The sequence below is a fragment of the Nocardioides immobilis genome (genome assembly GCF_003515065.1).
Taxonomy (GTDB): Bacteria; Actinomycetota; Actinomycetes; order Propionibacteriales; family Nocardioidaceae; genus Nocardioides; species Nocardioides immobilis.
Genome location: NZ_QXGH01000046.1, coordinates 16,052 through 36,526, shown reverse-complemented (window position 1 = coordinate 36,526; position 20,475 = coordinate 16,052). Strand labels below are relative to the sequence as shown.

The following is a 20,475-nucleotide window of genomic DNA, read 5'->3' as shown; positions in this document are numbered from 1 at the left end:
TCTCGGCTGCCTGTGAGCCGTTTCGACGTGCGCCTACACCCAGCCGTCGGCCGGCAGGGTCTGCAGCATCCGGCCGAGGATGCCGTCGGTGGCCGGCCGGACCGTCTCGGTCGGCACGGTCGGCCCCGCCAGCCGCTGGGTGATGTACGCCGCCGCGCGCAGCAGGAGCGGGCCGAGCGGCTCCAGCTTGTCCAGCGGCAGCATGCCGCCGATCGAGATCGCCCCGAAGAGGCCGTCGCCGTCGTGGACGGCCGCGCCGAGGGACGACGCCCCCAGCACGAACTCGTCCTTCTCGAAGGCGAGGCCGCGGCGGGCGCGGACCCGGCCCAGCTCCTGGTGGAGGGTGGGCAGGTCGGCGATCGTCCGCGGGGTGCGCTTGCTGATGCCCGTGCTGTAGAGCGCGTCGACCTCCTCGGCCTGCATCTGCGCGAGCATCGCCTTGCCCAGCGCGGTGGCGTGCGCGGGCGCCCGGCCACCGACGCGGGTGGGCAGGCCGGTGGGCGAGCGGCCGGCGATGCGGTCGAGGACCAGTACGTCGGCGCCGACGAGCACGCCGAGGTGGACGATCAGCCCGGTGTCCAGGTGCAGCCGGTTGAGGACCGGGGCGGCGACAGAGCGCAGCTCCGGGTGCTCCGCGAGCGAGTGCCGCGCCGCCGAGGCCCCCGCGGAGAGTGCGTAGCCGTCCGGTCGCCGCTGGATCCATCCCGTGACCAGCAGCTGGTCGAGGATCCGGTGCACGGTCGAGCGGGGCAGGCCGGTGCGGACGGCGACCTCGTCGAGCCGGAACCGTGCGCCCGGCTCGTCGAAGACGCGCATGATCAGCGCGATCCGCGCGACCATCGACACCGGCGGCTCCGTCGCGTCGGTGGTCGGCGCCTGCTCCTTGCTCTGCGTTGCCACGTCGCCGGGTCCTCCGCTTCTCCGTGCGCGCCCACCTCGGTGGGTGACCTCGATCATAGGACCGTTCTCAGCCCCACCGGTCGCCGAAACCCCAGCCGTACGCCGTCGCCGGCTGCGGATGGTCGAGACCGAACCGGCCGCGGTGGAAGATGAGCGGCCGGCCGTCCGGCCGTAGGTCCAGGCCGAGCACCCGACCGACCGCGACGTCGTGGTCGCCACCGTGGTGGACGTCCTCGAGCGAGCAGTGCACGCGGAGCAGCGCCCCCGGCAGCGCCGGCGCTCCCCACGCTGAGCGCTCCCAGTCGAGGCCGGCGAACCGCTGCCCGTCCGTGCTGCCGAACCGGCCGCACAGGTCGACCTGGTCCTCGCCGAGGACGTTCACGCAGAACCGGCCGGCCGCACGAACCCGCGCCCACGACCGTCCTTGCCGGCCGGCGCAGAAGAGCACCAACGGCGGGTCGAGTGAGAGCGAGGCGAAGGACTGGCAGGCGAATCCGACGGGGTCGCCGCCATCGATCGCGGTCACGACCGTGACGCCGCTGGCGAACCCGCCCATCCCTCTCCGCATCGCGGCCGGGGTCGGCTGGAGCAGCTCCATGACCGGTACGGGATCGGCCGTGCTCTCGATCGCTCTCAGGCTCATGCACGGACGGTAGGCGCGGCGCTCGGGACCGCTTCCGACGTGTCCCGTTGGCCGGGATCATCCGCTCGCGACGCGCTGGGCGGGACCTACGTTCGCCGACGACACCGCCCCCGTCCGGAAAGGAAGATCTCGTGCTCGACCAGGAGATCTCGGCGACGCTCGAGCTGCTGAACGGTGGCTTCCCGGCGGTGCACACGATGACCGGCCCGGAGGCCCGAGCCGCGGTCGCGGCGCGCCGCCCGCCGGTCACCAACCTGGACGACGTGGGCGCCACCGAGGACGTCACTGTCGACGTCACCGATGGCACGGTCGGCGCCCGCGTCTACCACCCGCACGGTCCGGCCGGCGTACGACGTCCGGTCGTCGTGTTCCTCCACGGCGGCGGGTTCGTGTTCTGCGACATCGAGAGCCACGACGGCTTCTGCCGCGCGATGTCCCGCGCGCTCGGCGCCGTCGTCGTGTCGGTCGACTATCGCCGCGCGCCGGAGCACCCGGCGCCGACGGCCGCCGAGGACGGGTACGCCGTCCTCTGCTGGGCCGTCGCGGAGCAGGACCGCCTCGGCATCGACGCGAACCGGGTGCTCGTCGCCGGGGACAGTGCCGGCGGCAACCTCGCCGCGGTGACCTGCCTGCTCGCGCGGGACCGCGGCGGACCAGCGCTGGCGGGCCAGGTGCTGCTCTACCCGGTCCTCGACCCGGGCTGCGACACCCCCAGCTACACGGAGTACGCCACCGGCTACTTCAACACCCGCGAGGCGATGGAGTGGTACTGGCGCCAGTACCTCGGCGACAGCGGGTCCCCCGAACCGGTCCACCTCGTCGCTCCGGGTCGGGCAGTGAGCCTGGCCGGGCTGCCGCCGGCCGTTGTGGTCGTCGCCGGCGCCGACCCGCTCCGCTCCGAGGGCGAGGAGTACGGCGACCGCCTGGCCGCTGCCGGGGTGCCGACCGTGGTGCGGGTGCACGCCGGCCTGTTCCACGGCTTCGCGACCATCCTGACCCTCCGCGCAGGCGAGTCGGCGCGGCAGCTGCTGTGGTCCGACGTCACCGCCCTGCTCCAGGCGAGGAGTCCCGCATGAGCACCCGGGACCGGCTGGACGACCGGGTCGCCCTGGTGACGGGCGCGGCGCGCGGGCTCGGCGCCGCCGTGGCTGCCGAGCTGGCCGCCCGCGGCGCACGCGTGGTCGTCGCCGACAGCGACACCGACGCCGCGGCCGAGACCGCTGCGACGCTCGGCGGCGCTGCGACGTACCGCTGCCTCGACGTCCGGGACTCCGGCCGGTGGCGCGCGGTCGTCGACGAGATCGTCGCCGACGAGGGACGGTTCGACGTCCTGGTCAACAACGCCGGCGTCTACCGCAAGGGTCCGATCGACGAGTGGTCGGACGAGGACGTCGCGCTGGTCCTCGACGTCAACCTGCTCGGCACCATCCTCGGCGTCCGCGAGGCCGCCCGCGCGATGGGTGACGGCGGTTCCGTCGTCAACATCTCCTCGACCGCCGGGCTCGCCGGGCACCGGGACGCCCTGCCGTACTCGGCGACGAAGTTCGGTGTCCGAGGCGTGACCCGTTCGGCCGCCCTCGAGCTCGCCGGTCGAGGGATCCGGGTCAACTGCGTGTGCCCCGGCCCGATCGACACCCCCATGATCGACGCCGACCGGCTCGACTGGTCGCACCTGCCTCTCAACCGGGCAGCCGACCCCGCCGAGGTCGCTGCCCTGGTCGCGTTCCTTGCCAGCGACGCCGCCGGCTACTGCACCGGTGGCGACTACGCCGTCGACGGCGGCCTCAGTGCCTGACCCGCTCACCCCAGAGGAGTTCACCATGACCACCACCCGGGACGTCATCGTCGTCGGTGCCGGCATCGCCGGGATCTACGCGATGTACCGCGCGCTCGAGGCGGGCCTCGACGTGGTCGGCATCGAGGCCGGCGAGAGCGTGGGCGGCACCTGGTTCTGGAACCGGTACCCGGGCGCCCGCTGTGACGTCGAGAGCGTCGACTACTCCTACTCCTTCGACCGGCAGCTCGAGATGGACTGGACCTGGAGCGAGCGGTTCGCGACCCAGCCCGAGATCCGCGCGTACCTCGACCACGTCGCAGACCGCTACGACCTGCGCCGCCACTTCGTCTTCAGCCGCCGCGTCACCACGGCCCGGTTCGACGAGCAGGCGTCGACCTGGACGCTCACGACCGACGACGGCGTCCAGCACCACAGCCGCTTCTTGATCATGGCGACCGGCTGCCTCTCGGCACCGATCCGACCCGACCTGCCGGGCATCGACGACTACGCCGGCACGATGCTCTTCACAGCGCAGTGGCCCGACCAGCCGGTGGACCTCAGCGGCAAGCGCGTCGGCCTGATCGGCACCGGCTCCTCGGGCATCCAGGTCGCCCCGATCATCGCGGAGCAGGCCGAGTCGCTGACCGTCTTCCAGCGCAGCCCCAACTACACGGTGCCCGCCAGGAACCGGCTGCTCACCGCGGAGGAGCTGCGGGAGGTCCAGGAGACCTACCCCCAGCGCCGGGAGGCCTCCCGCTACGCGCCGGCCGGCTCGCTGAGCGCCACCCACCCGAAGAAGGCGACCGAGGTGAGTGCCGAGGAGCGGCAGGCGGCGTTCGAGGCGCGCTGGCAGGAGGGCGGCGTCCTCTTCGCCAAGACCTTCCCCGACCAGAGCACCGACATCGTGGCCAACGACTACGCCCGGGAGTTCGCCGAGGCGAAGATCCGCTCGATCGTCGAGGACCCGGAGGTCGCCGACGACCTGATCCCCAAGGACCACCCGATCGGCACCAAGCGGATCGTCACCGACTCCGGCTACTACGCGATGTACAACCGGGCCAACGTCGAGCTCGTCAACCTGCGCAAGCACGCGATCGAGCAGGTCACGACCTGGGGCATCAAGACCGACGACGCGTCGTACGAGCTGGACGTGATCGTCTTCGCCACCGGTTTCGACGCGCTCACCGGTGCGCTCACCTCGATCGACCTGCGCGGCGCCCGCGGCGCGGTGCTCGCCGACGAGTGGGCGGACGGCCCCACGACGTACCTCGGTCTGGGCATCGCCGGCTTCCCCAACCTGATCACCGTCAACGGTCCCGGCAGCCCGTCGGTGCTCGCCAACATGGCCACGCACACCGAGCAGCAGGTCGACTGGGCGATCGACCTGATCCAGCACTGTCGTGAGCACGGCATCGACCAGGCCGAGCCGCGCGCCGACGCCGCGGAGAAGTGGACCGAGCACCTCGGTGAGGTCGCCGCGGGCACGCTCTTCACCCGGGCACCGTCCTGGTACATGGGCGCCAACATCGAGGGCAAGACGCGGACCTTCATGCCCTACATCGGCGGCTTCGGCAACTACCGCCGGATCTGCGACGAGGTGCGCGACACCGGGTACGAGGGGTTCGTCCTGAGCCGGGTGAGCCGATGACCAGCGCAGTGCTCAGCCCGGGGGACACCCTCCGCGAGCTGCCGACGGAACGGGGGATGCTCCGCTACCACGAGTACGGCGACGGGCCGCCGCTCCTCCTGCTGCACGGGTCCGGGCCGGGCGTCACCGGGTGGCGCAACTTCCACCAGAACCTGCCGGCGCTGGGCCGCAGCTTCCGCTGCCTGGTGCTGGAGCTCCCCGGCTTCGGCGTCAGCCACGACACCGACGAGTCGCCCTTCGTCGCCGGCCCCGCTGCCGTCGTCGCCCTCCTCGAGGGTCTCGGCCTGCGCGGCGTGCCGGTGGTCGGCAACTCGATGGGGGGCGTGATCGCCTGCCAGCTCGCGATCGAGGACCCCGGTCTGTTCTCCTGCCTGGTCACGGTCGGCGGTGTCGGGAAGAACGTCTTCAGTCCCTCGCCCGGCGAGGGTCTGGTGCGGCTCACCGACTTCGTCGAGAAGCCCACCCGCGAGGCCCTGGTCCAGTGGCTGCAGTCGATGGTCTTCGACCCCGCGATCGTGACCGACGAGCTCGTCGAGGAGCGCTGGGCGCAGGCGACCGAGCCGGCCACGCTGGACGCCTCCCGCCGGATGTACGGCGCCGCCGCGACCGCGGCGCGGAACCGCCATGCCGCGGCGTCCGACCGGGCGCCGTACTGGGCGATGCTGCACAAGATCACGGCGCCGACCCTGCTGACCTGGGGCCGGGACGACCGGGTCAGCCCGGTCGACATGGCGCTCCTGCCGATGCGCACCATCCCGCGCGCCGAGCTGCACGTCCTGCCGCAGTGCGGGCACTGGGCGATGCTCGAGCAGCGCCAGGCCTGGGAGGCGGCCGTCGTCGCCTTCCTCACGCGAGAGGACGTCCGTTCATGACCCGGACGCTGATGGTGGGCTACGCCGGGGTCTACTCCAGCTTCCTCAAGCACGCCGGCAACGCCGCCGAGCGCTACGGCGTCTCCGGCGCCCAGATCCTCCTCGAGGCCGGCCACCGCAACCTCATCGGCGGCCAGGGGGACCAGCTCATCGACATCGCCCTCAAGCTGCGCGAGAACGCCCAGACAGGAGTACCGGCATGACCACGACCGACACCACCGAGCAGGTCCGCGCCCGGATCGAGGAGCACGCCGACGAGCTCGCCGCGCTCGGTCCGGCCAACGAGTCCCTCGGCCGCCTCGACGACCAGGCCGCCAAGGTGCTGCGCGACTCCGGCGTGATGCGGCTGCTCCAGCCGAAGGAGCACGGCGGGCTCGAGGCCCACCCCCGTGACTTCGCCGAGACCGTCCTGCGGCTCGCCGCCCTCGACGGCTCGACCGGCTGGGTGGCCGGCATCGTCGGCGTCCACCCGTGGGAGCTGGCCATGGCCGATCCCCGGGTCCAGGAGGAGGTCTGGGGGGAGGACCAGGACACCTGGGTCGCGTCGCCGTACGCGCCGATGGGCGTGCTCACCCCCACGGACGACGGCTGGACCCTGCGCGGCCGCTGGCAGTTCTCGTCGGGCACCGACCACTGCGACTGGATCTTCCTCGGCGCCATGCTCGGCGACGCGAACGGGCAGGTGGCGCAGCCGCCGACGATGATGCACGTCATCCTCCCGCGCGCGGACTACACGATCATCCCCGACAGCTGGGACGTCGTCGGCCTGCGCGGCACCGGCTCGAAGGACATCGTGGTCGACGGCGCGTTCATCCCCTCCTACCGCGCCCTGGAGTACACCAAGGTCGCCGAGGGCATCGCCGCCGACGAGGCAGGGCTCACCGAGACCGGCTACCACGTGCCGTTCTCCTGCGTGTTCCCGCTCGGCATCACCTCGGCCGTGATCGGCATCTGCGAGGGCGCCCTGGCCCACCACGCCCAGTGGCAGGCTTCCCGTACGACGGTCTCCGGCGCCGCGAGCAAGGACGACCCCTACGCGCTCTTCGCCCTGAGCGAGGCCGCCGCCGACATCGCGGCGTCGCGGGCGGCCTTGCTCGACAACGTCACCCGGATGTACGACGCCGTCGCGGCCGGTCACCGGCCGACGTTCGCCGAGCGCGCGGCCGGCCGCCGTACCCAGGTCCAGGCGGCGTGGCGCGCGGTGCGCGCGCTCGACGAGGTGGTCGCGCGCTCCGGTGGCAACGCGATGCGGATGGACAACCCGATCCAGCGCTTCTGGCGGGACGCGCACACCGGCCTCGCCCATGCCATCCACGTGCCGGGCCCGACGTTCCACGCGGCAGGCCTCACCGACCTCGGCCTGGAGCCGCCCGTGGGTCCGCTCCGCTCGATGATCTGACCGACCCCGACCACGGAGGACCCCCATGACCCACCTGCGCAGCCTCGGCTACCTGCGTGTCCAGAGCACCGACCTCGATCGCTGGCGCGAGCTGACGATCGACTCCCTCGGGTTCGCCGAGGGCACCGGCCCCGACCCGGACGGCCTCTACCTGCGGATGGACGAGCGCACCCAGCGCCTGGCCGTCCTGCCCGGCGACTCCGACCGCGTGCTCGCCGTCGGGTGGGAGGTGCGCGACCAGTTCGCGCTGTCCGCTGTCGCCCGCGACGTGGAGGCGTCGGGGCGGGGGGTGAAGTGGCTGACACCGGGGGAGTGCGCGGACCTGGGCGTCGAGGAGGCGATCGCGTTCGACGACCCGGCCGGCACGCGGGTCGAGGTGTTCTTCGGGCCGGTGCTCGACCACGACCCCGTGCGCACCCGGTGGGCACAGACCTTCCGCACCGGCGCAGAGGGGCTGGGGCACGTCGTACTGCCGACGACCGCACAGGACGAGACCGTCGCGTTCTACACCGACGTCCTCGGGTTCCTGCCGCGCGGCGCGATGCGGCTGCAGCGGCCCGGCAGCACGAAGCGGATCCGCTTCTTCGGGATCAACCGCCGGCACCACAGCCTCGCGATCTGTCCTGCGCCGCACGACGAGCCGCCCGGCCTGGTGCACCTGATGGTCGAGGTCGACGAGCTGGACGCCGTCGGGCGCGCCCTCGACGAGGTGCGCCGCCGCGGGTTCTCGCTGTCGTCGACCTTGGGCCGGCACACCAACGACAAGATGCTGTCGTTCTACGTCCGCGCGCCCGGCGGCTGGGACATCGAGTACGGCTGCGACGGGCTGCTCGTCGACGAGGAGTCCTACACCGCCGAGGAGATCACCGCCGACAGCTACTGGGGCCACGACTGGTCGGGCGCGGAGCCGCTGGCGGCGTTCACGCCCCAGCCGTGAGCCGGGGGCCGCTCCCGCTCGGCGACGCACCACGCGCCACCGCCGAGGTCGACGTGGTCGTCGTCGGGATGGGCTGCGCCGGCGCCGCCGCGGCGTACGAGGCAGCCCGCTCGGGTGCCAGCGTCGCGGTCCTCGACGGCGCGGGCGGCCCGGGAGGCGCCTCTGCGGTGTCGGGCGGTGAGCTCTACCTCGGCGGCGGGACGGAGGTGCAGCGCGCGTGCGGGTACGACGACGACCCGGACGCGATGTTCGCCTACCTGTCCGCCGCCCTCGGGCCGCACCCCGACGAGGCCAAGCTGCGGCTCTACTGCGACGAGAGCGTCGAGCACTTCCGCTGGTTTCAGGCCCTCGGCGTCGACTTCAAGCCGTCGTTGTACGACGGGGTGTCGTGGCTGCCTCCCACCGACGACGGTCTGATGTGGCTGGGCGAGAACGCGTGGCCCTTCACCGAGATCGCGAAGCCGGCCCCGCGGGGCCACCGCCCGGCCACCGCCGGTCACGGCGGCTGGCTGATGATGGAGCGGCTGACCGCTGCCGTGGAGGGCAGCGGCGCCACGGTGTCGGCCAACACCCGCGCCGACGCGCTGCTCGTCGACGGCGACGGGCGGGTCGCGGGCGTGGTCGCGCGCCGGTTCGGCGAGGACGTCGGGTTCCGCGCCCGCCGCGGCGTGGTGCTGGCGACGGGTGGTTTCGCCGACGACGCCGCGATGGTCGCCGACCACGTGCCGGCACTCGTGGGCCACCGCGCGGTCAGCGCCGGTCGCGACGACGGGACCGGCATCCGGCTCGGCCTGTCCGCCGGCGGTACGACGCGCCGGCTCGGGTCGGCGCAGGTCGCGCTGTCCGTCGTACCCGCGCTCGCGTGCCGCGGAATGCTCGTCGACGGCCTCGGCCAACGGTTCGTCAACGAGGACGTCTACCCGGGCAGGTTCAGCCAGGCGGCGGTGCTGCACCGCCCCGGCCCGTGGTTCACGCTCGTCGACGAGCGCGGCTGGGAGGAGGTGCCCCCGGCCGAGCGGTGGGGTGTGCAGCCGCGGGCGGTCGCCGCCACCCTCGCCGAGCTCGAGGCCGCGCTCGGGCTGCCCGCCGGCGCCCTGGAGGACACGGTCGCCCGCTACAACCGCGACGCCGCCCGCGGCGTGGACCTGCTCCACCACAAGGATCCGCGCTGGCTGCGCCCGCTCGAGCCGCCGTACGCGGTCATCGACGCGACCGCGGGGTTCGACCCGGACGGCAGGAAGGCCGACGGGACCGGGGTCTCCGGGTTCACCCTGGGTGGGCTGCGGACCGGGGTCGACGGCGAGGTGATCGATGCCGACGGCTGCCCGGTGCCCGGGCTCTACGCCGCCGGCCGGGCCACGAGCGGGATCCACGGCGAGGGCTACGTCAGCGGGACCTCGCTCGGCGACGGCACCTTCATCGGGCGGCGCGCGGGGCTCGCGGTCGCGCGCGGGTGAAGGCGCCGGTGTCGGAAGGTCCCACTGCCCGGGATCGGGCGCCCCGGGAACCCCGGTCGCGGGCAGCATCGCCGGTGTGAACACCGATGTCCTCGACGCGGTCCGGCCGCTGCTGTCGACGATCGCCGCCCGCTCGGGCGTGGCCGACGAGAACCGGATGCTGCCTGCCGAGACGATCGAGGAGCTGGTCGGCGCCGGTGTCCTCGGGATGCTGCGTCCGAAGCGGTACGGCGGCGGCGAGGCCCATCCTCGCGAGTTCTTCGACGTCGTCCGCGCCCTCGCCGGTGTGTGCGGGTCGACCGGGTGGGTCGCCTCGGTGCTCGGGGTGCATCCGTGGCACGTGGCGCTGTTCCCGGAGCTCGCGCAGGACGACGTGTTCGGGTCCGACCTGGACACGGTGATCTGCTCGGCGTACGCCCCCGTCGGCCGGCTGGAAGCGGTCGACGGCGGCTACCGGCTGTCCGGGCACTGGAGCTTCTCGTCCGGTGCGGACCATGCCGCGTGGGCACTTCTGGGCGGCGTGCTGCCCGGGACCGACGGCACGCCCCGGCACGTGACCGCGCTGGTGCCGCGCGCGGACTTCCGGGTCCGCGACGTCTGGGACGTCGTCGGGCTCCGTGGCACCGGCAGCAACGACGTGCACGTGGACGACGCGCACGTGCCGGCCCACCGGGTCCTCGCCCACGAGGAGCAACGGGCCCTCCGGGGGCCCGGCCAGGCGGTCAACCCCGGTCCGCTCTACCGGCTGCCGTTCGCCTCCGTCTTCACCTCGGCCGTGACCGCGCCCGTGCTGGGTGCCGTGTCGGGCTGCCTCGACTCGTGGCTCGCGCACATGCGGGAGCGGGTGCGGGTCAGCCCGAGCGGCCGGTTCGCGGACGACCCGTTCGCCCAGGTCGCGGTTGCGCGGGCGGCCTCCGAGGTCGATGCCGCCTGCCTCCAGATGGACCGCAACCTCGACGAGCTCCACCGCTGTGCGGTGGCGCAGGAGGAGATCCCGCTCGAGCTCCGCGTGCGGACCCGCCGCGACCAGGTGCTCGGCACCGAGCGCGCCCTCCGTGCGGTCGACCTGCTCTTCAAGACCGCCGGAGGGAACTCCCTGCACCGCGGCAACCCGATCGAGCGGGCCTGGCGCGACGCCCATGCCGGCAGCGTGCACGTCGCGAACGACGTCGACCGCGCCCTGGCCGGCTACGGACGGCTCGCGTTCGGCCTCCCGGTCGAGGACGCGCTCATCTGAGCCAGGAGCACGGGACCCGCGGCCGCGCGGTAGAGGTGCGCGATCGCCGGCTCGACGATGTGCCGGGGCGACTCGGGGTCGAACCAGTTGTCGACGTAGGTCCAGTGGTAGGGGTGCAGCAGGTACTCACCGTTGAGGCCGTCGGCGTCGACGAACTCCTGCTCCCAGACATGGGTCCTCCGCGTCGACGCGTCGGCGAGCGAGGTGTCCACGCGACTCAGCGCCCACGAGCGGATCGTGGAGATGTGGTCCGGCATCGCGATCGTGTCCTGCTCGAAGCGTCGGACGACCTCGTCGGGGGTGCCGTCGGCCACCGTCAGCAGCAGCGTCCGCTTGATCCGCGGACCGTCGAACGGCACGTCCTGCTGGGCGATCGTCACCAGTGGCACCGCCTCCGCGTCGGCCGGCACACCGGGCAGCGACCTCGGATCGGCGTCCGTCACCAGGTCCCAGACCGCACCCCGTCCGCCGACGCTGCCCGGCAGGTCGGCGCCCGCGCTGGAGTGGCCGACCTCGGGATGAGCCGCGAGCGCAGCCACCTGCTCCTGGTCGACGGTCGCGGTCAGCAGCACCCACCTGGTCATGCGTCGTCCTCCTTCGCGGCGGACACCGACCGGTCGCGGGACGTGGCGAGCGCGTCGGTCTCGGCCCAGAACCGGGTCACCGTCGGGTCAGCGGCAGCCTGGCCGCGCATCCCGTAGAAGGCGTAGGGCCCCGCGACCTCCCAGTCGACGCGGACCTCGACCGACGCCGGTCCGGCGTACCGCTGGGCGATGCCGACGTGCTGCATGCCGCGCACCTGGGCGCCGGGCAGGTACGTCGTCCGCCACCGGTCCAGCCACGGCCCGACCTCGGCGGCCGGCAGCACGACGTGGTCGACGATGTGGACGCGTCGATCGATGTCGGTCGTCACGGTTCCTCTCCTTCTCTCGGATGTGACCACCGTCGTGCCCGGCGGCGGACCGTCGCGAGGGCGTCCCGCTGACCGGGATGTCCACCGGGTCGACCGCCAGGGTCGCTCGTAGCGTCCGCACCTCCAGCCCCACACCCAGGGAGAGATCACCATGCGCGCACTCGTCATCGACGGATTCGGCGGTCCGGAACAGCTGCGGGTGGCTGAGGTGCCGACGCCGACCCCCGGTGAGGGCGAGGTGCTGGTCGAGGTCGCGTACGCCGGCATGAACCCCGCCGACTGGAAGTGCCGCGAGGGCTGGCTCGCCCCGTTCTTCGACTACCGGTTCCCGTTCGTCCTCGGCTTCGACCTGGCCGGCACGGTCGCCGAGGTCGGGCCGGGCGTGACCGAGGTCGCCGTCGGTGACCGGGTCGCCGGCTACACCAAGCAGGGGATGGGGGAGTGGGGCTCCTACGCGCAGTACGCCGTCGTCCTCTCCTCCGGGCTCGAGGTGCTGCCCGACCACGTCCCGCTCCACGAGGCCGCTGCCCTCCCGACCGCCGGCATCGCTGCATGGGAGGGCGTGTTCGGCTCCGGCCAGGTCGCCGAGGGCAGCGCCGTCCTCGTCCACGGTGCCTCGGGAGGCGTCGGTGGGTACGCCGTCCAGATCGCGCGCAACGCGGGCGCCCGGGTCGCCGCGACCTGCCGCGCCGACAACGCCGACTACGTTCGTGGCCTGGGCGCGGAGCTGGTCATCGACTACCGCACCGGGTCGGTCGCGGACGCCGTGCGGTCGTGGGCCCCCGAAGGGATCGACCTGGTCGTCGACGCGGTCGGCCAGGGCACGCTGCTGTCGGCGGTCGACATGGTCCGTCCCGGCGGGCGGATCGCGCCGATCGCGACGCTGGTCCCGGACGAGGTGCCGCACGACGCTGCTGCCGCCGAGAGCCGCGGGGTCCGGGTGGTCCCGACGATGACGACCTACGACCGGTCCGGTACCCAGCTGCGCGACCTGGTCGCACTGCTCGCAGACGGCGCGATCACGTCGCCCGAGGTCGAGATCGTGGGCCTGGACGCCGCTGCCGACGCGCACCGCCGGATCGCCGACGGCCACGTGCGCGGCAAGGTCGTGCTCGCCCTCGACGCTGTCGGGTGATCGCGATCCGAGAGGGCTCGCGCGGCCGCTCCGAGGGCGACTTCAAAATTTAGGAATCATCTGCTTCCGGGAAGCGCCTGATTCCTGTACGGTGCTGCCATGGCCACCGCAACCACCACGCCCGCCGACGGCGCGTCCGCCCGGTCAGGGCGCCTCTGGCAGGGCCAGACCCCCGATGCCCGCGAGGCGGACCGGCGGGAGCGCCTCGTCGAGGCCGGGCTCGAGCTGGTCGGCACGCAGGGAGTCGCAGCGCTGACCATGCGGGCCGCGTGCCGGGAGGCGTCGGTCGGGCCTCGCTACTTCTACGAGCTGTTCGCCACCCGTGAGGAGCTGCTCGAGGCCGTCTACGACGAGACCGTCGACCGGATCCGGGAGCCGATCCTGGCCGCTGTCGTGGCGGCCGCCGAGACCGAAGGGGTGGCCGCGGCGATCCTCACGGCGTTCGACACGGCGGTCGCGGTCGTCGAGGACGACCCCCGGATCGGGCGCGTCCTGTTCCGTGAGTCCGCGGCGGACGACACCCTGCGGCCGCGGTCGCAGGCGGCGATGCCCGAGTTCGTGCTCACGGTGATCGCCGAGGTGCTGCCCGAGCGGGCCGCCGAGCTGCGCGCGAGCGCCGGGTGGACGCTGGTGGGTTTCTCGGCAGCGGTCTTCGCGCTCTTCCTCGCCTGGAGCGAGGGCGTGCGCCACACCAGTCGTGAGGAGTTCGTGCAGCACTGCGCGGCGCTCGCCGTCGACAACCTCCGACTCGACATCGATCTTCAGCAGGTGGAGCGAAAGGAAGGCCGGTCATGATCAGCCTGGAACGGCGCGGCAGCGGCGACCCGATCGTCCTGGTGCACGGCATCGGCAGCCGCTGGCAGTGCTTCGAACCGATCCTCGACCGGCTCGCCGCGACCCACGAGGTGATCGCGATCGACCTGCCGGGCTTCGGCGCCTCGCCACTGGTCGACGGCGTCGACCCCGGCCCCCGCGGCTACGCCACCTGGCTCGCCGGCTGGCTCGCCGACAACGACATCCACCGTCCGCACCTGGTCGGCAGCTCGATGGGCGGCGGGGTCGCGCTCGAGCTCGGCCGCCAGGGCGTGGCGTCGTCGGTCACCGCCTTCTCGCCGGTCGGCTTCTGGGCGCGGCCCGGTCTGCGCTGGACCCAGGGCGTGGTCACCGGGCTGCGCGGCGCCGCCCGGGCCGGCGGTCCGGTGCTCGGCCGGCTGGTCGACCACCCGGCGGGCCGGGCGGTGCTGCTCAGCTCGATGTTCGGCCACCCGACCCAGGTGTCGCCCGACGCGGCCCGGGGCGACCTCGCCGGACTGGCCGGGGCGCCGGCGTTCGCCGCGGCGCGCAAGGACTTCGGCAGCTACTTCCTCAGCCCCGACGACGACCCGGGTGCGCTGGTCGACATCGCGGTCACGATCGCGTGGGGCACGCGCGACGTCGTACTCACCCATCGCTCGCAGAGCGCCCGCGCCCGCGAGGTGCTCCAGACCGCCCGCCACGTCGATCTTGCCGGCTGCGGGCACCTGCCGTTCAGCGACAACCCTGCGACCTGCGCCCGCCTCGTCCTCGAGGACGTGGCCGCAGCCAAGGAGAAGAGATGACACCGTCCGTCGCCGTGATCGGCACCGGGTTCGGCGGCCTGGCGGCCGTCATCGAGCTCAAGAAGAGGGGCTTCGACGACATCGTCGTCTTCGAGAAGGCCGACGACATCGGTGGGACCTGGCGCGACAACACCTACCCCGGTGCCGCCTGCGACGTCCCCTCGCCGTTCTACTCCTACTCCTTCGAGCCGTTCCCGGTGTGGCCGCACCGGTTCTCCCGGCAACCGGTGATCCTCGACTACATCCGTCACGTTGCCGACAAGTACGACGTGCTGCGCCACATCCGGTTCAGCACCGAGGTGGTCGGCGCGTCGTACGACGCCGACGCCGGCAAGTGGACGGTCGAGCTCAGCGAGGGTGAGCCCGTCGTCGTCGACGTCCTCGTGTCGGCGGTCGGGCAGCTCTCGCGGCCGTCGTACCCCGACATCGCCGGCGCGGAGACGTTCGCCGGTCCGGCCTTCCACTCCGCGGAGTGGGACCACGACGTCGACCTGGCCGGCAAGCGGGTCGCCGTGATCGGCACCGGCGCGAGCGCGATCCAGTTCGTGCCCGCCATCCAGCCCGAGGTCGGGCACCTGTCCGTCTTCCAGCGGACCCCTCCCTACCTGATCCCCCGGCTCGACCGGGAGTTCTCCCGGATGCACCACACGGTCTTCGAGAAGGTGCCGGCGACCCTGCTCGCCGAGCGGGGCACCTGGTACGGCGTCACCGAGGGACTCAGCGTCGCGTGGGTCTACTCCAAGTCGCTGTCGTCGGGGATCAAGGCGGTCTCCAAGCGGCACATGCGCAAGCAGGCGGCGGCGAAGCCCGGGCTGTTCGAGAAGGTCTGGCCGACCTACCAGCTCGGCTGCAAGAGGATCCTCTTCTCCAGCGACTACATCCCTGCGCTGGCGCAGCCCAACGTCGACCTGGTCACCGAAGGGATCAGCGAGATCACACCGACCGGAGTCGTCACGGCCGACGGGCAGGAGCACGAGGCGGACGTCATCATCTGGGGGACCGGGTTCAAGGCGACGGAGTTCCTCGCGCCGATGTCGATCAAGGGCGACGGCGGCCGCGACCTGCACGACGAGTGGAGCGAGGGCGCGCACGCCTACTACGGCATGACCGTCCCGAGCTTCCCGAACCTGTTCATCATGTACGGGCCCAACACCAACACCGGTGGCGGCTCGATCATCTACTTCCTCGAGGCCCAGGCGAGGTACCTCGGCGACTACGTCGCCCACCTCGCCGGCACGGGCACCCCGCTCGCGCTGAAGCCCGAGGTCGAGCAGGAGTACGACGAACGCATCCAGGCCCAGCTTTCCACCAGCGTGTGGAGCATGTGCTCGTCCTGGTACCGCAACGCCAATGGGCGGATCACGACCAACTGGCCCGCGCTCGGGCGCCAGTACAAGGCGCAGGCGAAGTTCGACCCTGCCGACTACGAGGTGGTTTCCCGATGAGGTACGACTACGACGTCATTGTCGTCGGCTCCGGCTTCGGCGGCAGCGTGACTGCGCTGCGACTGACCGAGAAGGGCTACCGGGTCGGCGTGCTCGAGGCCGGTCGCCGGTGGAACGCGGGTGACTTCCCCAAGACCAACTGGAACGTCCGCAAGTCGATCTGGGCGCCCCGCCTCGGCCTCACCGGGCCGCAGCGGATCAGTGCGCTCGGCAAGTGCCTGGTCTTCAGCGGCGCGGGTGTGGGCGGGGGCTCCCTGATCTACGGCAACACGCTCTACGAGCCGCTCCCCGAGTTCTACCGGGACCGGGCGTGGTCGCACATCACCGACTGGCAGGCCGAGCTCGCGCCCTACTACGACCAGGCCAAGCGGATGCTCGGCGTCGAGGAGAACCCCCGCACCGGCCCGAAGGACGACCTGCTGCTCCAGGTGGCACGGGACCGTGGCGTGGCGGACACGTTCCACAAGACCCAGGTCGGCGTCTTCTTCAACGAGGGCCAGGAGGGCGAGGAGGTCGACGACCCCTACTTCGGCGGCGCCGGACCCCGTCGACGTGGGTGCATCCACTGCTCCGAGTGCTTCACCGGTTGCAAGCACAACGCCAAGAACACCACGACGACCAACTACCTCTACCTCGCCGAGAAGCAGGGCGCGGAGGTGCATCCGCTCACGACCGTCACGTCGGTGAGGAAGGACGGGAAGGGTGGCTACGTCGTCGAGACCGAGCGCTCCAACGGCAAGCTGCGGAAGGGCCGTCGTACCTTCACCGCCGAGCAGGTCGTCTTCGCGGCGGCCGCGCTCGGCACCCAGAAGCTGCTCCACCGGCTCCGGGACGACGGCACCCTCCCCGAGCTGTCACCGCGGCTCGGCGAGCTGACCCGCAGCAACTCCGAGGCGATCATCGGCGTGCAGAGCCGCGACCGCCACGACTTCGCGCAGGGCGTCGCGATCACGTCGTCGATCCACCCGGAGCCGCAGACCCACGTCGAGGTCTGCACCTACGGCAAGGGCCAGAACTCGCTCTTCGTGCAGACGGTGCCGATGGTCGACGGCGGCGCGTTCCGGTTCCTGCGCTTCCTGCTGACGATCGTCCTGCACCCGCTGCTGCTCCTCCGCTCGCTCGACCTGAGGCGCGCTTCGGAGCGGTCGGTGATCCTGCTGGTGATGCAGTCGCTCGACAACTCGCTGACGTCCTACCTCAAGGGCGGCCTGCTGAAGACGAGGCAGGGGAGCGGCGAACCGAACCCGGACTGGCTCCCGGTGGCGCACGAGATCGCGCGGGAGTACGCCGCCAAGGCGGATGCCGACACCGGCAACATCGCCACCGACATCTTCAACATCCCGGCGACCGCGCACTACATCGGCGGCTGCACGATCGGTGACTCCCGGGAGACCGGCGTGATCGACCCCTACCAGCGGGTCTACGGCCACCCCGGCCTGCACGTCGCCGACGGCAGCGCGATCACCGCCAACCTCGGCGTCAACCCGTCGCTGACCATCACCGCGCAGGCGGAGCGGGCGATGGCGTTCTGGCCGAACAAGGGCGAGGCCGACGTCCGGCCCGCCCTCGGGGCGCCGTACCAGCGGATCCTGCCGGTCGCCCCGAACAAGCCCGCCGTCCCCGACACCGCCCCCGGCGCGCTGCGGCTGCCCGCATCGGCCTGACCAGAGGAGCAACCTTGACCACCGACACCGCCGAACGACTCGCGGCCCTCGAGCCGGCCTGTACGTCGGCCGAGGCCGAGACCTTCTTCGACAGCCTGCCGCCGGTGCGCCCCGAGGAGCTCACCGGGCGCTACCGGGGACGTGAGCTGGCCACCGGCCACCCGATGGACGGGAGCCTGGAGAGCTCGGGCTGGTACGGCAAGCAGTTCGACGACGTCGACCACGTGCACCCGCTCCTGTTCCGGGGCCGTCGCGACGAGATCTTCGCCGTCGAGCCGCGCAAGGTGCCGCTCGGCATCGTGCCGAAGGTGCCCGCAGCCGTGGCCGCCCGCTCGCACCAGGCGGTGCGCCTGCTCAAGCCGGCGATCCGTACGTCGAAGCACCGCGCCCGGCTGCGTGCGGTCGAGCACCGTGGCGTGGTGACCGCAGCGATGGTCTACGACCACCTGCCGATCATCGACGTCTTCCGGCGGGTCGACGATGTCACCCTGCTGGGTGTGATGGACCTGCGCGGCGCGCCGCCGTACTACTTCGTGCTCGAGAGGGACTGAGGCATGACCCCTGAGGAGCTGGCCCACGCCGACCTGGACCTCACGGTCGACGGTGCCGTCGCGACGATCACGCTGAACCGGCCCGAGGCGCGCAACGCCCAGCGCCCACGCTTGTGGGCGGGCATCGCGCGTGTCCTGGAGGAGCTCGGACCGGAGATCCGGGTCGTGGTGCTGCGCGGAGCCGGCGGGACGTTCTCGGCCGGCCTCGACCTGGGTCTGCTGGACCCGGCGAAGCCGGACGAGGAGGGCAACTTCATCACCGTCCTGGGTCTCGACGACCAGGCGATCATCGACCAGATCGACGTCTACCAGCGTCCGTTCGTGCTGCTCGGGGACCCGCGGTTCATCACCATCGCGGTCGTCGAGGGGCACGCGATCGGCGCGGGCTTCCAGCTCGCACTGGCCTGCGACCTGCGGATCGCGGCCGAGGACGCCCGGTTCTGCATGAAGGAGCCGGCGCTCGGGCTCGTGCCCGACCTCCTCGGCACCAAGCCCCTGGTCGAGGCGGTCGGCTACGCCCGGGCGCTCGAGATCTGCGCGTCGGCGCGGATCGTCAGCGGCACGGAGGCGGGGGAGATCGGGCTCGCCCAGGTCGTCGTACCCGCCGCTGAGCTCGACGGCGTGCTCGCCGCCACCGTCGACGCCCTCACCGCGCACCCGCACGGTGCGGTCACGGCGACGAAGCGGCTGCTGCAGGAGGCACCTGCGCGCACCATCGACGAGCAGCGCCTCGCCGAGCGGACCGCCCAGGTCGCCCGCTTCCGCGCGCTGGCCGGCGGGTAGCGCTACCCGCCCGGGCGGTCGCCCAGCACGGCGAGCTCGCGGCGCGAGACGGGGAGGTCATGGTGTCCTTGGTTCGCAGAGTCACGGGGGGATCGACGCGCAGTTGTCGACCGGCGGCTCGCCCGCGAACCGGTCGGCGAGGAACCGCATCGCCCCGGGCGCGCCGGTGGCGACGACGGTGAGGTGCCCGCCGAGGGGCTCGACCCTCTGCACGACGACGCCGTGCTCGCAGAACCTCCTCATCGTGGCCCGCGCCGGCCGGATCGGCGCGAGCTCGTCAAGTGCCGAGTGGTAGTGGTAGATCGGCGCACGGGGCACGCGGTCGATGTGAAGGGGGCTGTTGGCGCGCAGCATCCGCGCGACGGGCGGTCGTTCGAGCGACCGGGGCGATGCCTCGAGCTGTTCGACGCGCAGCAACGGGTAGCGGATGGCGGCATCGTCGATGCAGTCACCGGCGGTCGCACGTACCTTCGCCCGACCCGACTCGGACAGGTACTGCATCAGGCGCAGCCCGGGGTAGGCCCGCAGGAAGCCGTTGATGCCCATCGCGACCGCACCGCCGGCGTAGCTGCCGCTCAAACGCATCGATGCTCTGGCGGATGTCCGTCGCGGGTGCACCGGCTGCCACCGCCGCGATCGGCAGCCCAGGTGCGTACGACGGCTGCCACTGCGCCGCGGTGAGCGTGGCGAGGCCGCCGCCGGAGTATCCCCACAGCCCGATCGGCGCCTCGCGCGAGATGCCGGCGGGGGCGAAGCGACGGGCCGCGCGGATCCCGTCGAGGACGCCCTTCGCCTGGACGCCGGCGACCAGGAACTCCGAACGCGGCCCCTCGTAGTCCGGCACCGACACCGCCCAGCCACGTCCGACGGCCAGGGCCACGAAGGCGAGCTCCGCGTAGGAGTTGGACATGGCGTGCGTCACGCCCGCGTTGAACGCGTACGACGGCGCGCACTTGCCGGCCACGCCGTCCTCTGCGGTCTGGTACGACAGCAGCGGCCGCGGGCCCTCGCCCTTCCACGGCGCGTTCGGCACCAGGACGGTCGTGACCGTTGCGGACGGGCGGCCCCTGCGGTCCTCGGTGCGGTACTTGACCTGCCACGCCTGGGCAGGCAGCGGCACCTCGAACACCCGGGGCTCGATCGGTCTCGAGTCGATGACCGCGCCGTTCCGGTAGTCGGCGATGTCGGCCGGCACGTCGTAGAACGGGTCGTCCTCGGGCACGGGGACGCTCCGAGCAGCCTCGGTCGCTGTGGCTCGCATCGTCGTCGCCACCATCAGTACGACGACGAGCGCAATGATCTTCTTCATCGGTCCTCGATTCGGTGGCCGCCGATCAGGACGCCGGCCAGGTCGGTGCTCGACACGTTGGCCCTGGCGCAGGCGCGCTCGACGGTGAGGGCGGCGTACCCGTTGCTGCCGGCGATGCCGTGGATCGCCTCGCGGAGCCGGGCGCGGCACGCCGCTTCCCGGTCGGCCGCCGTCTGGCCGGCGTAGACGCGTCCGTTCACGGGCGCT

The 20,475-nt window shown here is 72.5% G+C and carries 23 protein-coding genes; 16 read left to right on the top strand and 7 right to left on the bottom strand.

The annotated features are described in order from the left end of the window. Positions 1-33 precede the first annotated feature (33 nt). Complete coding sequence (locus tag D0Z08_RS29625; RefSeq protein WP_220454444.1) at positions 34-900, bottom strand: IclR family transcriptional regulator; 867 nt, start codon at positions 898-900, stop codon at positions 34-36. Between the two features lie 67 nt (positions 901-967). Next, positions 968-1,543: a flavin reductase family protein gene (locus D0Z08_RS29620; protein WP_220454443.1), complete on the bottom strand. Its 576-nt coding sequence runs from the start codon at positions 1,541-1,543 to the stop codon at positions 968-970. Between the two features lie 131 nt (positions 1,544-1,674). Here D0Z08_RS29620 and D0Z08_RS29615 point away from each other — a divergent pair, with 131 nt between their 5' ends. The 9 genes from D0Z08_RS29615 to hsaA all read left to right on the top strand — a co-directional run bounded on the left by D0Z08_RS29615 (position 1,675) and on the right by hsaA (position 10,870). Further along, positions 1,675-2,619, top strand: a complete 945-nt coding sequence (locus D0Z08_RS29615; protein WP_245994642.1) for an alpha/beta hydrolase — start codon at positions 1,675-1,677, stop codon at positions 2,617-2,619. Further along, entirely contained in the window at positions 2,616-3,338 is a 723-nt protein-coding gene (locus tag D0Z08_RS29610; protein ID WP_118928885.1) for an SDR family NAD(P)-dependent oxidoreductase, read from the top strand. The genes D0Z08_RS29615 and D0Z08_RS29610 overlap by 4 nt, the downstream gene beginning before the upstream one ends. 25 nt (positions 3,339-3,363) lie before the next feature. Next, positions 3,364-4,968 (top strand): flavin-containing monooxygenase, encoded by a 1,605-nt coding sequence (locus tag D0Z08_RS29605; RefSeq protein ID WP_118928884.1) that lies wholly within the window; start codon positions 3,364-3,366, stop codon positions 4,966-4,968. Continuing rightward, positions 4,965-5,840, top strand: a complete 876-nt coding sequence (locus D0Z08_RS29600) for an alpha/beta fold hydrolase (protein ID WP_118928883.1) — start codon at positions 4,965-4,967, stop codon at positions 5,838-5,840. Before D0Z08_RS29605 ends, D0Z08_RS29600 begins: the two co-directional genes overlap by 4 nt. Continuing rightward, positions 5,837-6,043 carry a hypothetical protein gene (locus tag D0Z08_RS29595; protein WP_245994639.1) on the top strand — a complete coding sequence of 69 codons (207 nt, stop codon included), beginning with the start codon at positions 5,837-5,839 and terminating at the stop codon, positions 6,041-6,043. Before D0Z08_RS29600 ends, D0Z08_RS29595 begins: the two co-directional genes overlap by 4 nt. Beyond that, positions 6,040-7,239: an acyl-CoA dehydrogenase family protein gene (locus tag D0Z08_RS29590; RefSeq protein ID WP_118928882.1), complete on the top strand. Its 1,200-nt coding sequence runs from the start codon at positions 6,040-6,042 to the stop codon at positions 7,237-7,239. The genes D0Z08_RS29595 and D0Z08_RS29590 overlap by 4 nt, the downstream gene beginning before the upstream one ends. A gap of 25 nt (positions 7,240-7,264) precedes the next feature. Beyond that, the gene (locus tag D0Z08_RS29585) at positions 7,265-8,176 is read left to right on the top strand and encodes a VOC family protein (RefSeq protein ID WP_118928881.1); all 912 of its coding nucleotides are present in this window, start codon (positions 7,265-7,267) and stop codon (positions 8,174-8,176) included. Continuing rightward, complete coding sequence (locus tag D0Z08_RS29580) at positions 8,173-9,633, top strand: FAD-dependent oxidoreductase (protein WP_118928880.1); 1,461 nt, start codon at positions 8,173-8,175, stop codon at positions 9,631-9,633. Before D0Z08_RS29585 ends, D0Z08_RS29580 begins: the two co-directional genes overlap by 4 nt. A gap of 76 nt (positions 9,634-9,709) precedes the next feature. Then, positions 9,710-10,870: a 3-hydroxy-9,10-secoandrosta-1,3,5(10)-triene-9,17-dione monooxygenase oxygenase subunit gene (gene hsaA, locus D0Z08_RS29575; RefSeq protein ID WP_118928879.1), complete on the top strand. Its 1,161-nt coding sequence runs from the start codon at positions 9,710-9,712 to the stop codon at positions 10,868-10,870. On the opposite strand, the gene D0Z08_RS29570 is transcribed toward hsaA, so the two are convergent. Then, positions 10,822-11,454 (bottom strand): Dabb family protein, encoded by a 633-nt coding sequence (locus tag D0Z08_RS29570; protein WP_118928878.1) that lies wholly within the window; start codon positions 11,452-11,454, stop codon positions 10,822-10,824. The genes hsaA and D0Z08_RS29570 overlap by 49 nt on opposite strands. Continuing rightward, on the bottom strand, positions 11,451-11,783 hold the full coding sequence (locus tag D0Z08_RS29565) for a hypothetical protein (RefSeq protein WP_118928877.1): 333 nt from the start codon (positions 11,781-11,783) through the stop codon (positions 11,451-11,453). Before D0Z08_RS29565 ends, D0Z08_RS29570 begins: the two co-directional genes overlap by 4 nt. Positions 11,784-11,934: 151 nt before the next feature. On the opposite strand from D0Z08_RS29565, the gene D0Z08_RS29560 reads away from it, so the two are divergent. From D0Z08_RS29560 to D0Z08_RS29530, 7 genes are all read left to right on the top strand, one after another. Further along, positions 11,935-12,918 (top strand): NADP-dependent oxidoreductase, encoded by a 984-nt coding sequence (locus D0Z08_RS29560; RefSeq protein ID WP_118928876.1) that lies wholly within the window; start codon positions 11,935-11,937, stop codon positions 12,916-12,918. A gap of 99 nt (positions 12,919-13,017) precedes the next feature. Then, positions 13,018-13,713 carry a TetR/AcrR family transcriptional regulator gene (locus tag D0Z08_RS29555; RefSeq protein WP_118928875.1) on the top strand — a complete coding sequence of 232 codons (696 nt, stop codon included), beginning with the start codon at positions 13,018-13,020 and terminating at the stop codon, positions 13,711-13,713. Beyond that, a complete protein-coding gene (locus D0Z08_RS29550; protein ID WP_118928874.1) occupies positions 13,710-14,516 on the top strand; it encodes an alpha/beta fold hydrolase in 807 nt (268 codons plus the stop codon). Before D0Z08_RS29555 ends, D0Z08_RS29550 begins: the two co-directional genes overlap by 4 nt. Continuing rightward, entirely contained in the window at positions 14,513-15,961 is a 1,449-nt protein-coding gene (locus D0Z08_RS29545; RefSeq protein ID WP_118928873.1) for a flavin-containing monooxygenase, read from the top strand. The genes D0Z08_RS29550 and D0Z08_RS29545 overlap by 4 nt, the downstream gene beginning before the upstream one ends. Next, a complete protein-coding gene (locus tag D0Z08_RS29540; RefSeq protein ID WP_118928872.1) occupies positions 15,958-17,625 on the top strand; it encodes a GMC oxidoreductase in 1,668 nt (555 codons plus the stop codon). The genes D0Z08_RS29545 and D0Z08_RS29540 overlap by 4 nt, the downstream gene beginning before the upstream one ends. A gap of 14 nt (positions 17,626-17,639) precedes the next feature. Beyond that, positions 17,640-18,176: a DUF4334 domain-containing protein gene (locus D0Z08_RS29535; protein WP_118928871.1), complete on the top strand. Its 537-nt coding sequence runs from the start codon at positions 17,640-17,642 to the stop codon at positions 18,174-18,176. Positions 18,177-18,179: 3 nt separating this feature from the next. Next, the gene (locus D0Z08_RS29530; RefSeq protein WP_118928870.1) at positions 18,180-18,959 is read left to right on the top strand and encodes an enoyl-CoA hydratase/isomerase family protein; all 780 of its coding nucleotides are present in this window, start codon (positions 18,180-18,182) and stop codon (positions 18,957-18,959) included. An 81-nt stretch (positions 18,960-19,040) separates the two neighbouring features. Here D0Z08_RS29530 and D0Z08_RS33540 read toward each other — a convergent pair whose 3' ends face one another. From D0Z08_RS33540 to D0Z08_RS29520, 3 genes are read right to left on the bottom strand one after another with little or no spacing between them, the layout of a single operon-like run. After that, positions 19,041-19,505 (bottom strand): lipase family protein, encoded by a 465-nt coding sequence (locus D0Z08_RS33540; RefSeq protein WP_281271795.1) that lies wholly within the window; start codon positions 19,503-19,505, stop codon positions 19,041-19,043. After that, positions 19,408-20,268, bottom strand: coding sequence for a lipase family protein (locus D0Z08_RS33535; RefSeq protein WP_182481575.1), 861 nt, complete (start codon positions 20,266-20,268; stop codon positions 19,408-19,410). Before D0Z08_RS33535 ends, D0Z08_RS33540 begins: the two co-directional genes overlap by 98 nt. After that, entirely contained in the window at positions 20,265-20,468 is a 204-nt protein-coding gene (locus D0Z08_RS29520; protein ID WP_118928869.1) for a hypothetical protein, read from the bottom strand. The genes D0Z08_RS33535 and D0Z08_RS29520 overlap by 4 nt, the downstream gene beginning before the upstream one ends. Positions 20,469-20,475 lie beyond the last annotated feature (7 nt).

What these genes read in the sequence shown, in the direction of transcription:
- D0Z08_RS33540 (WP_281271795.1), bottom strand. Translation starts at nt 19,505, where the DNA reads ATGGGCATCAACGGCTTCCTGCGGGCCTACCCCGGGCTGCGCCTGATG.
- D0Z08_RS29530 (WP_118928870.1), top strand. Translation starts at nt 18,180, where the DNA reads ATGACCCCTGAGGAGCTGGCCCACGCCGACCTGGACCTCACGGTCGAC.
- D0Z08_RS29610 (WP_118928885.1), top strand. Translation starts at nt 2,616, where the DNA reads ATGAGCACCCGGGACCGGCTGGACGACCGGGTCGCCCTGGTGACGGGC.
- D0Z08_RS29605 (WP_118928884.1), top strand. Translation starts at nt 3,364, where the DNA reads ATGACCACCACCCGGGACGTCATCGTCGTCGGTGCCGGCATCGCCGGG.
- D0Z08_RS29600 (WP_118928883.1), top strand. Translation starts at nt 4,965, where the DNA reads ATGACCAGCGCAGTGCTCAGCCCGGGGGACACCCTCCGCGAGCTGCCG.
- D0Z08_RS29570 (WP_118928878.1), bottom strand. Translation starts at nt 11,454, where the DNA reads ATGACCAGGTGGGTGCTGCTGACCGCGACCGTCGACCAGGAGCAGGTG.
- D0Z08_RS29545 (WP_118928873.1), top strand. Translation starts at nt 14,513, where the DNA reads ATGACACCGTCCGTCGCCGTGATCGGCACCGGGTTCGGCGGCCTGGCG.
- D0Z08_RS29555 (WP_118928875.1), top strand. Translation starts at nt 13,018, where the DNA reads ATGGCCACCGCAACCACCACGCCCGCCGACGGCGCGTCCGCCCGGTCA.
- D0Z08_RS29550 (WP_118928874.1), top strand. Translation starts at nt 13,710, where the DNA reads ATGATCAGCCTGGAACGGCGCGGCAGCGGCGACCCGATCGTCCTGGTG.
- D0Z08_RS29590 (WP_118928882.1), top strand. Translation starts at nt 6,040, where the DNA reads ATGACCACGACCGACACCACCGAGCAGGTCCGCGCCCGGATCGAGGAG.
- D0Z08_RS33535 (WP_182481575.1), bottom strand. Translation starts at nt 20,268, where the DNA reads ATGAAGAAGATCATTGCGCTCGTCGTCGTACTGATGGTGGCGACGACG.
- D0Z08_RS29620 (WP_220454443.1), bottom strand. Translation starts at nt 1,543, where the DNA reads ATGAGCCTGAGAGCGATCGAGAGCACGGCCGATCCCGTACCGGTCATG.
- D0Z08_RS29560 (WP_118928876.1), top strand. Translation starts at nt 11,935, where the DNA reads ATGCGCGCACTCGTCATCGACGGATTCGGCGGTCCGGAACAGCTGCGG.
- D0Z08_RS29595 (WP_245994639.1), top strand. Translation starts at nt 5,837, where the DNA reads ATGACCCGGACGCTGATGGTGGGCTACGCCGGGGTCTACTCCAGCTTC.
- D0Z08_RS29540 (WP_118928872.1), top strand. Translation starts at nt 15,958, where the DNA reads ATGAGGTACGACTACGACGTCATTGTCGTCGGCTCCGGCTTCGGCGGC.
- D0Z08_RS29585 (WP_118928881.1), top strand. Translation starts at nt 7,265, where the DNA reads ATGACCCACCTGCGCAGCCTCGGCTACCTGCGTGTCCAGAGCACCGAC.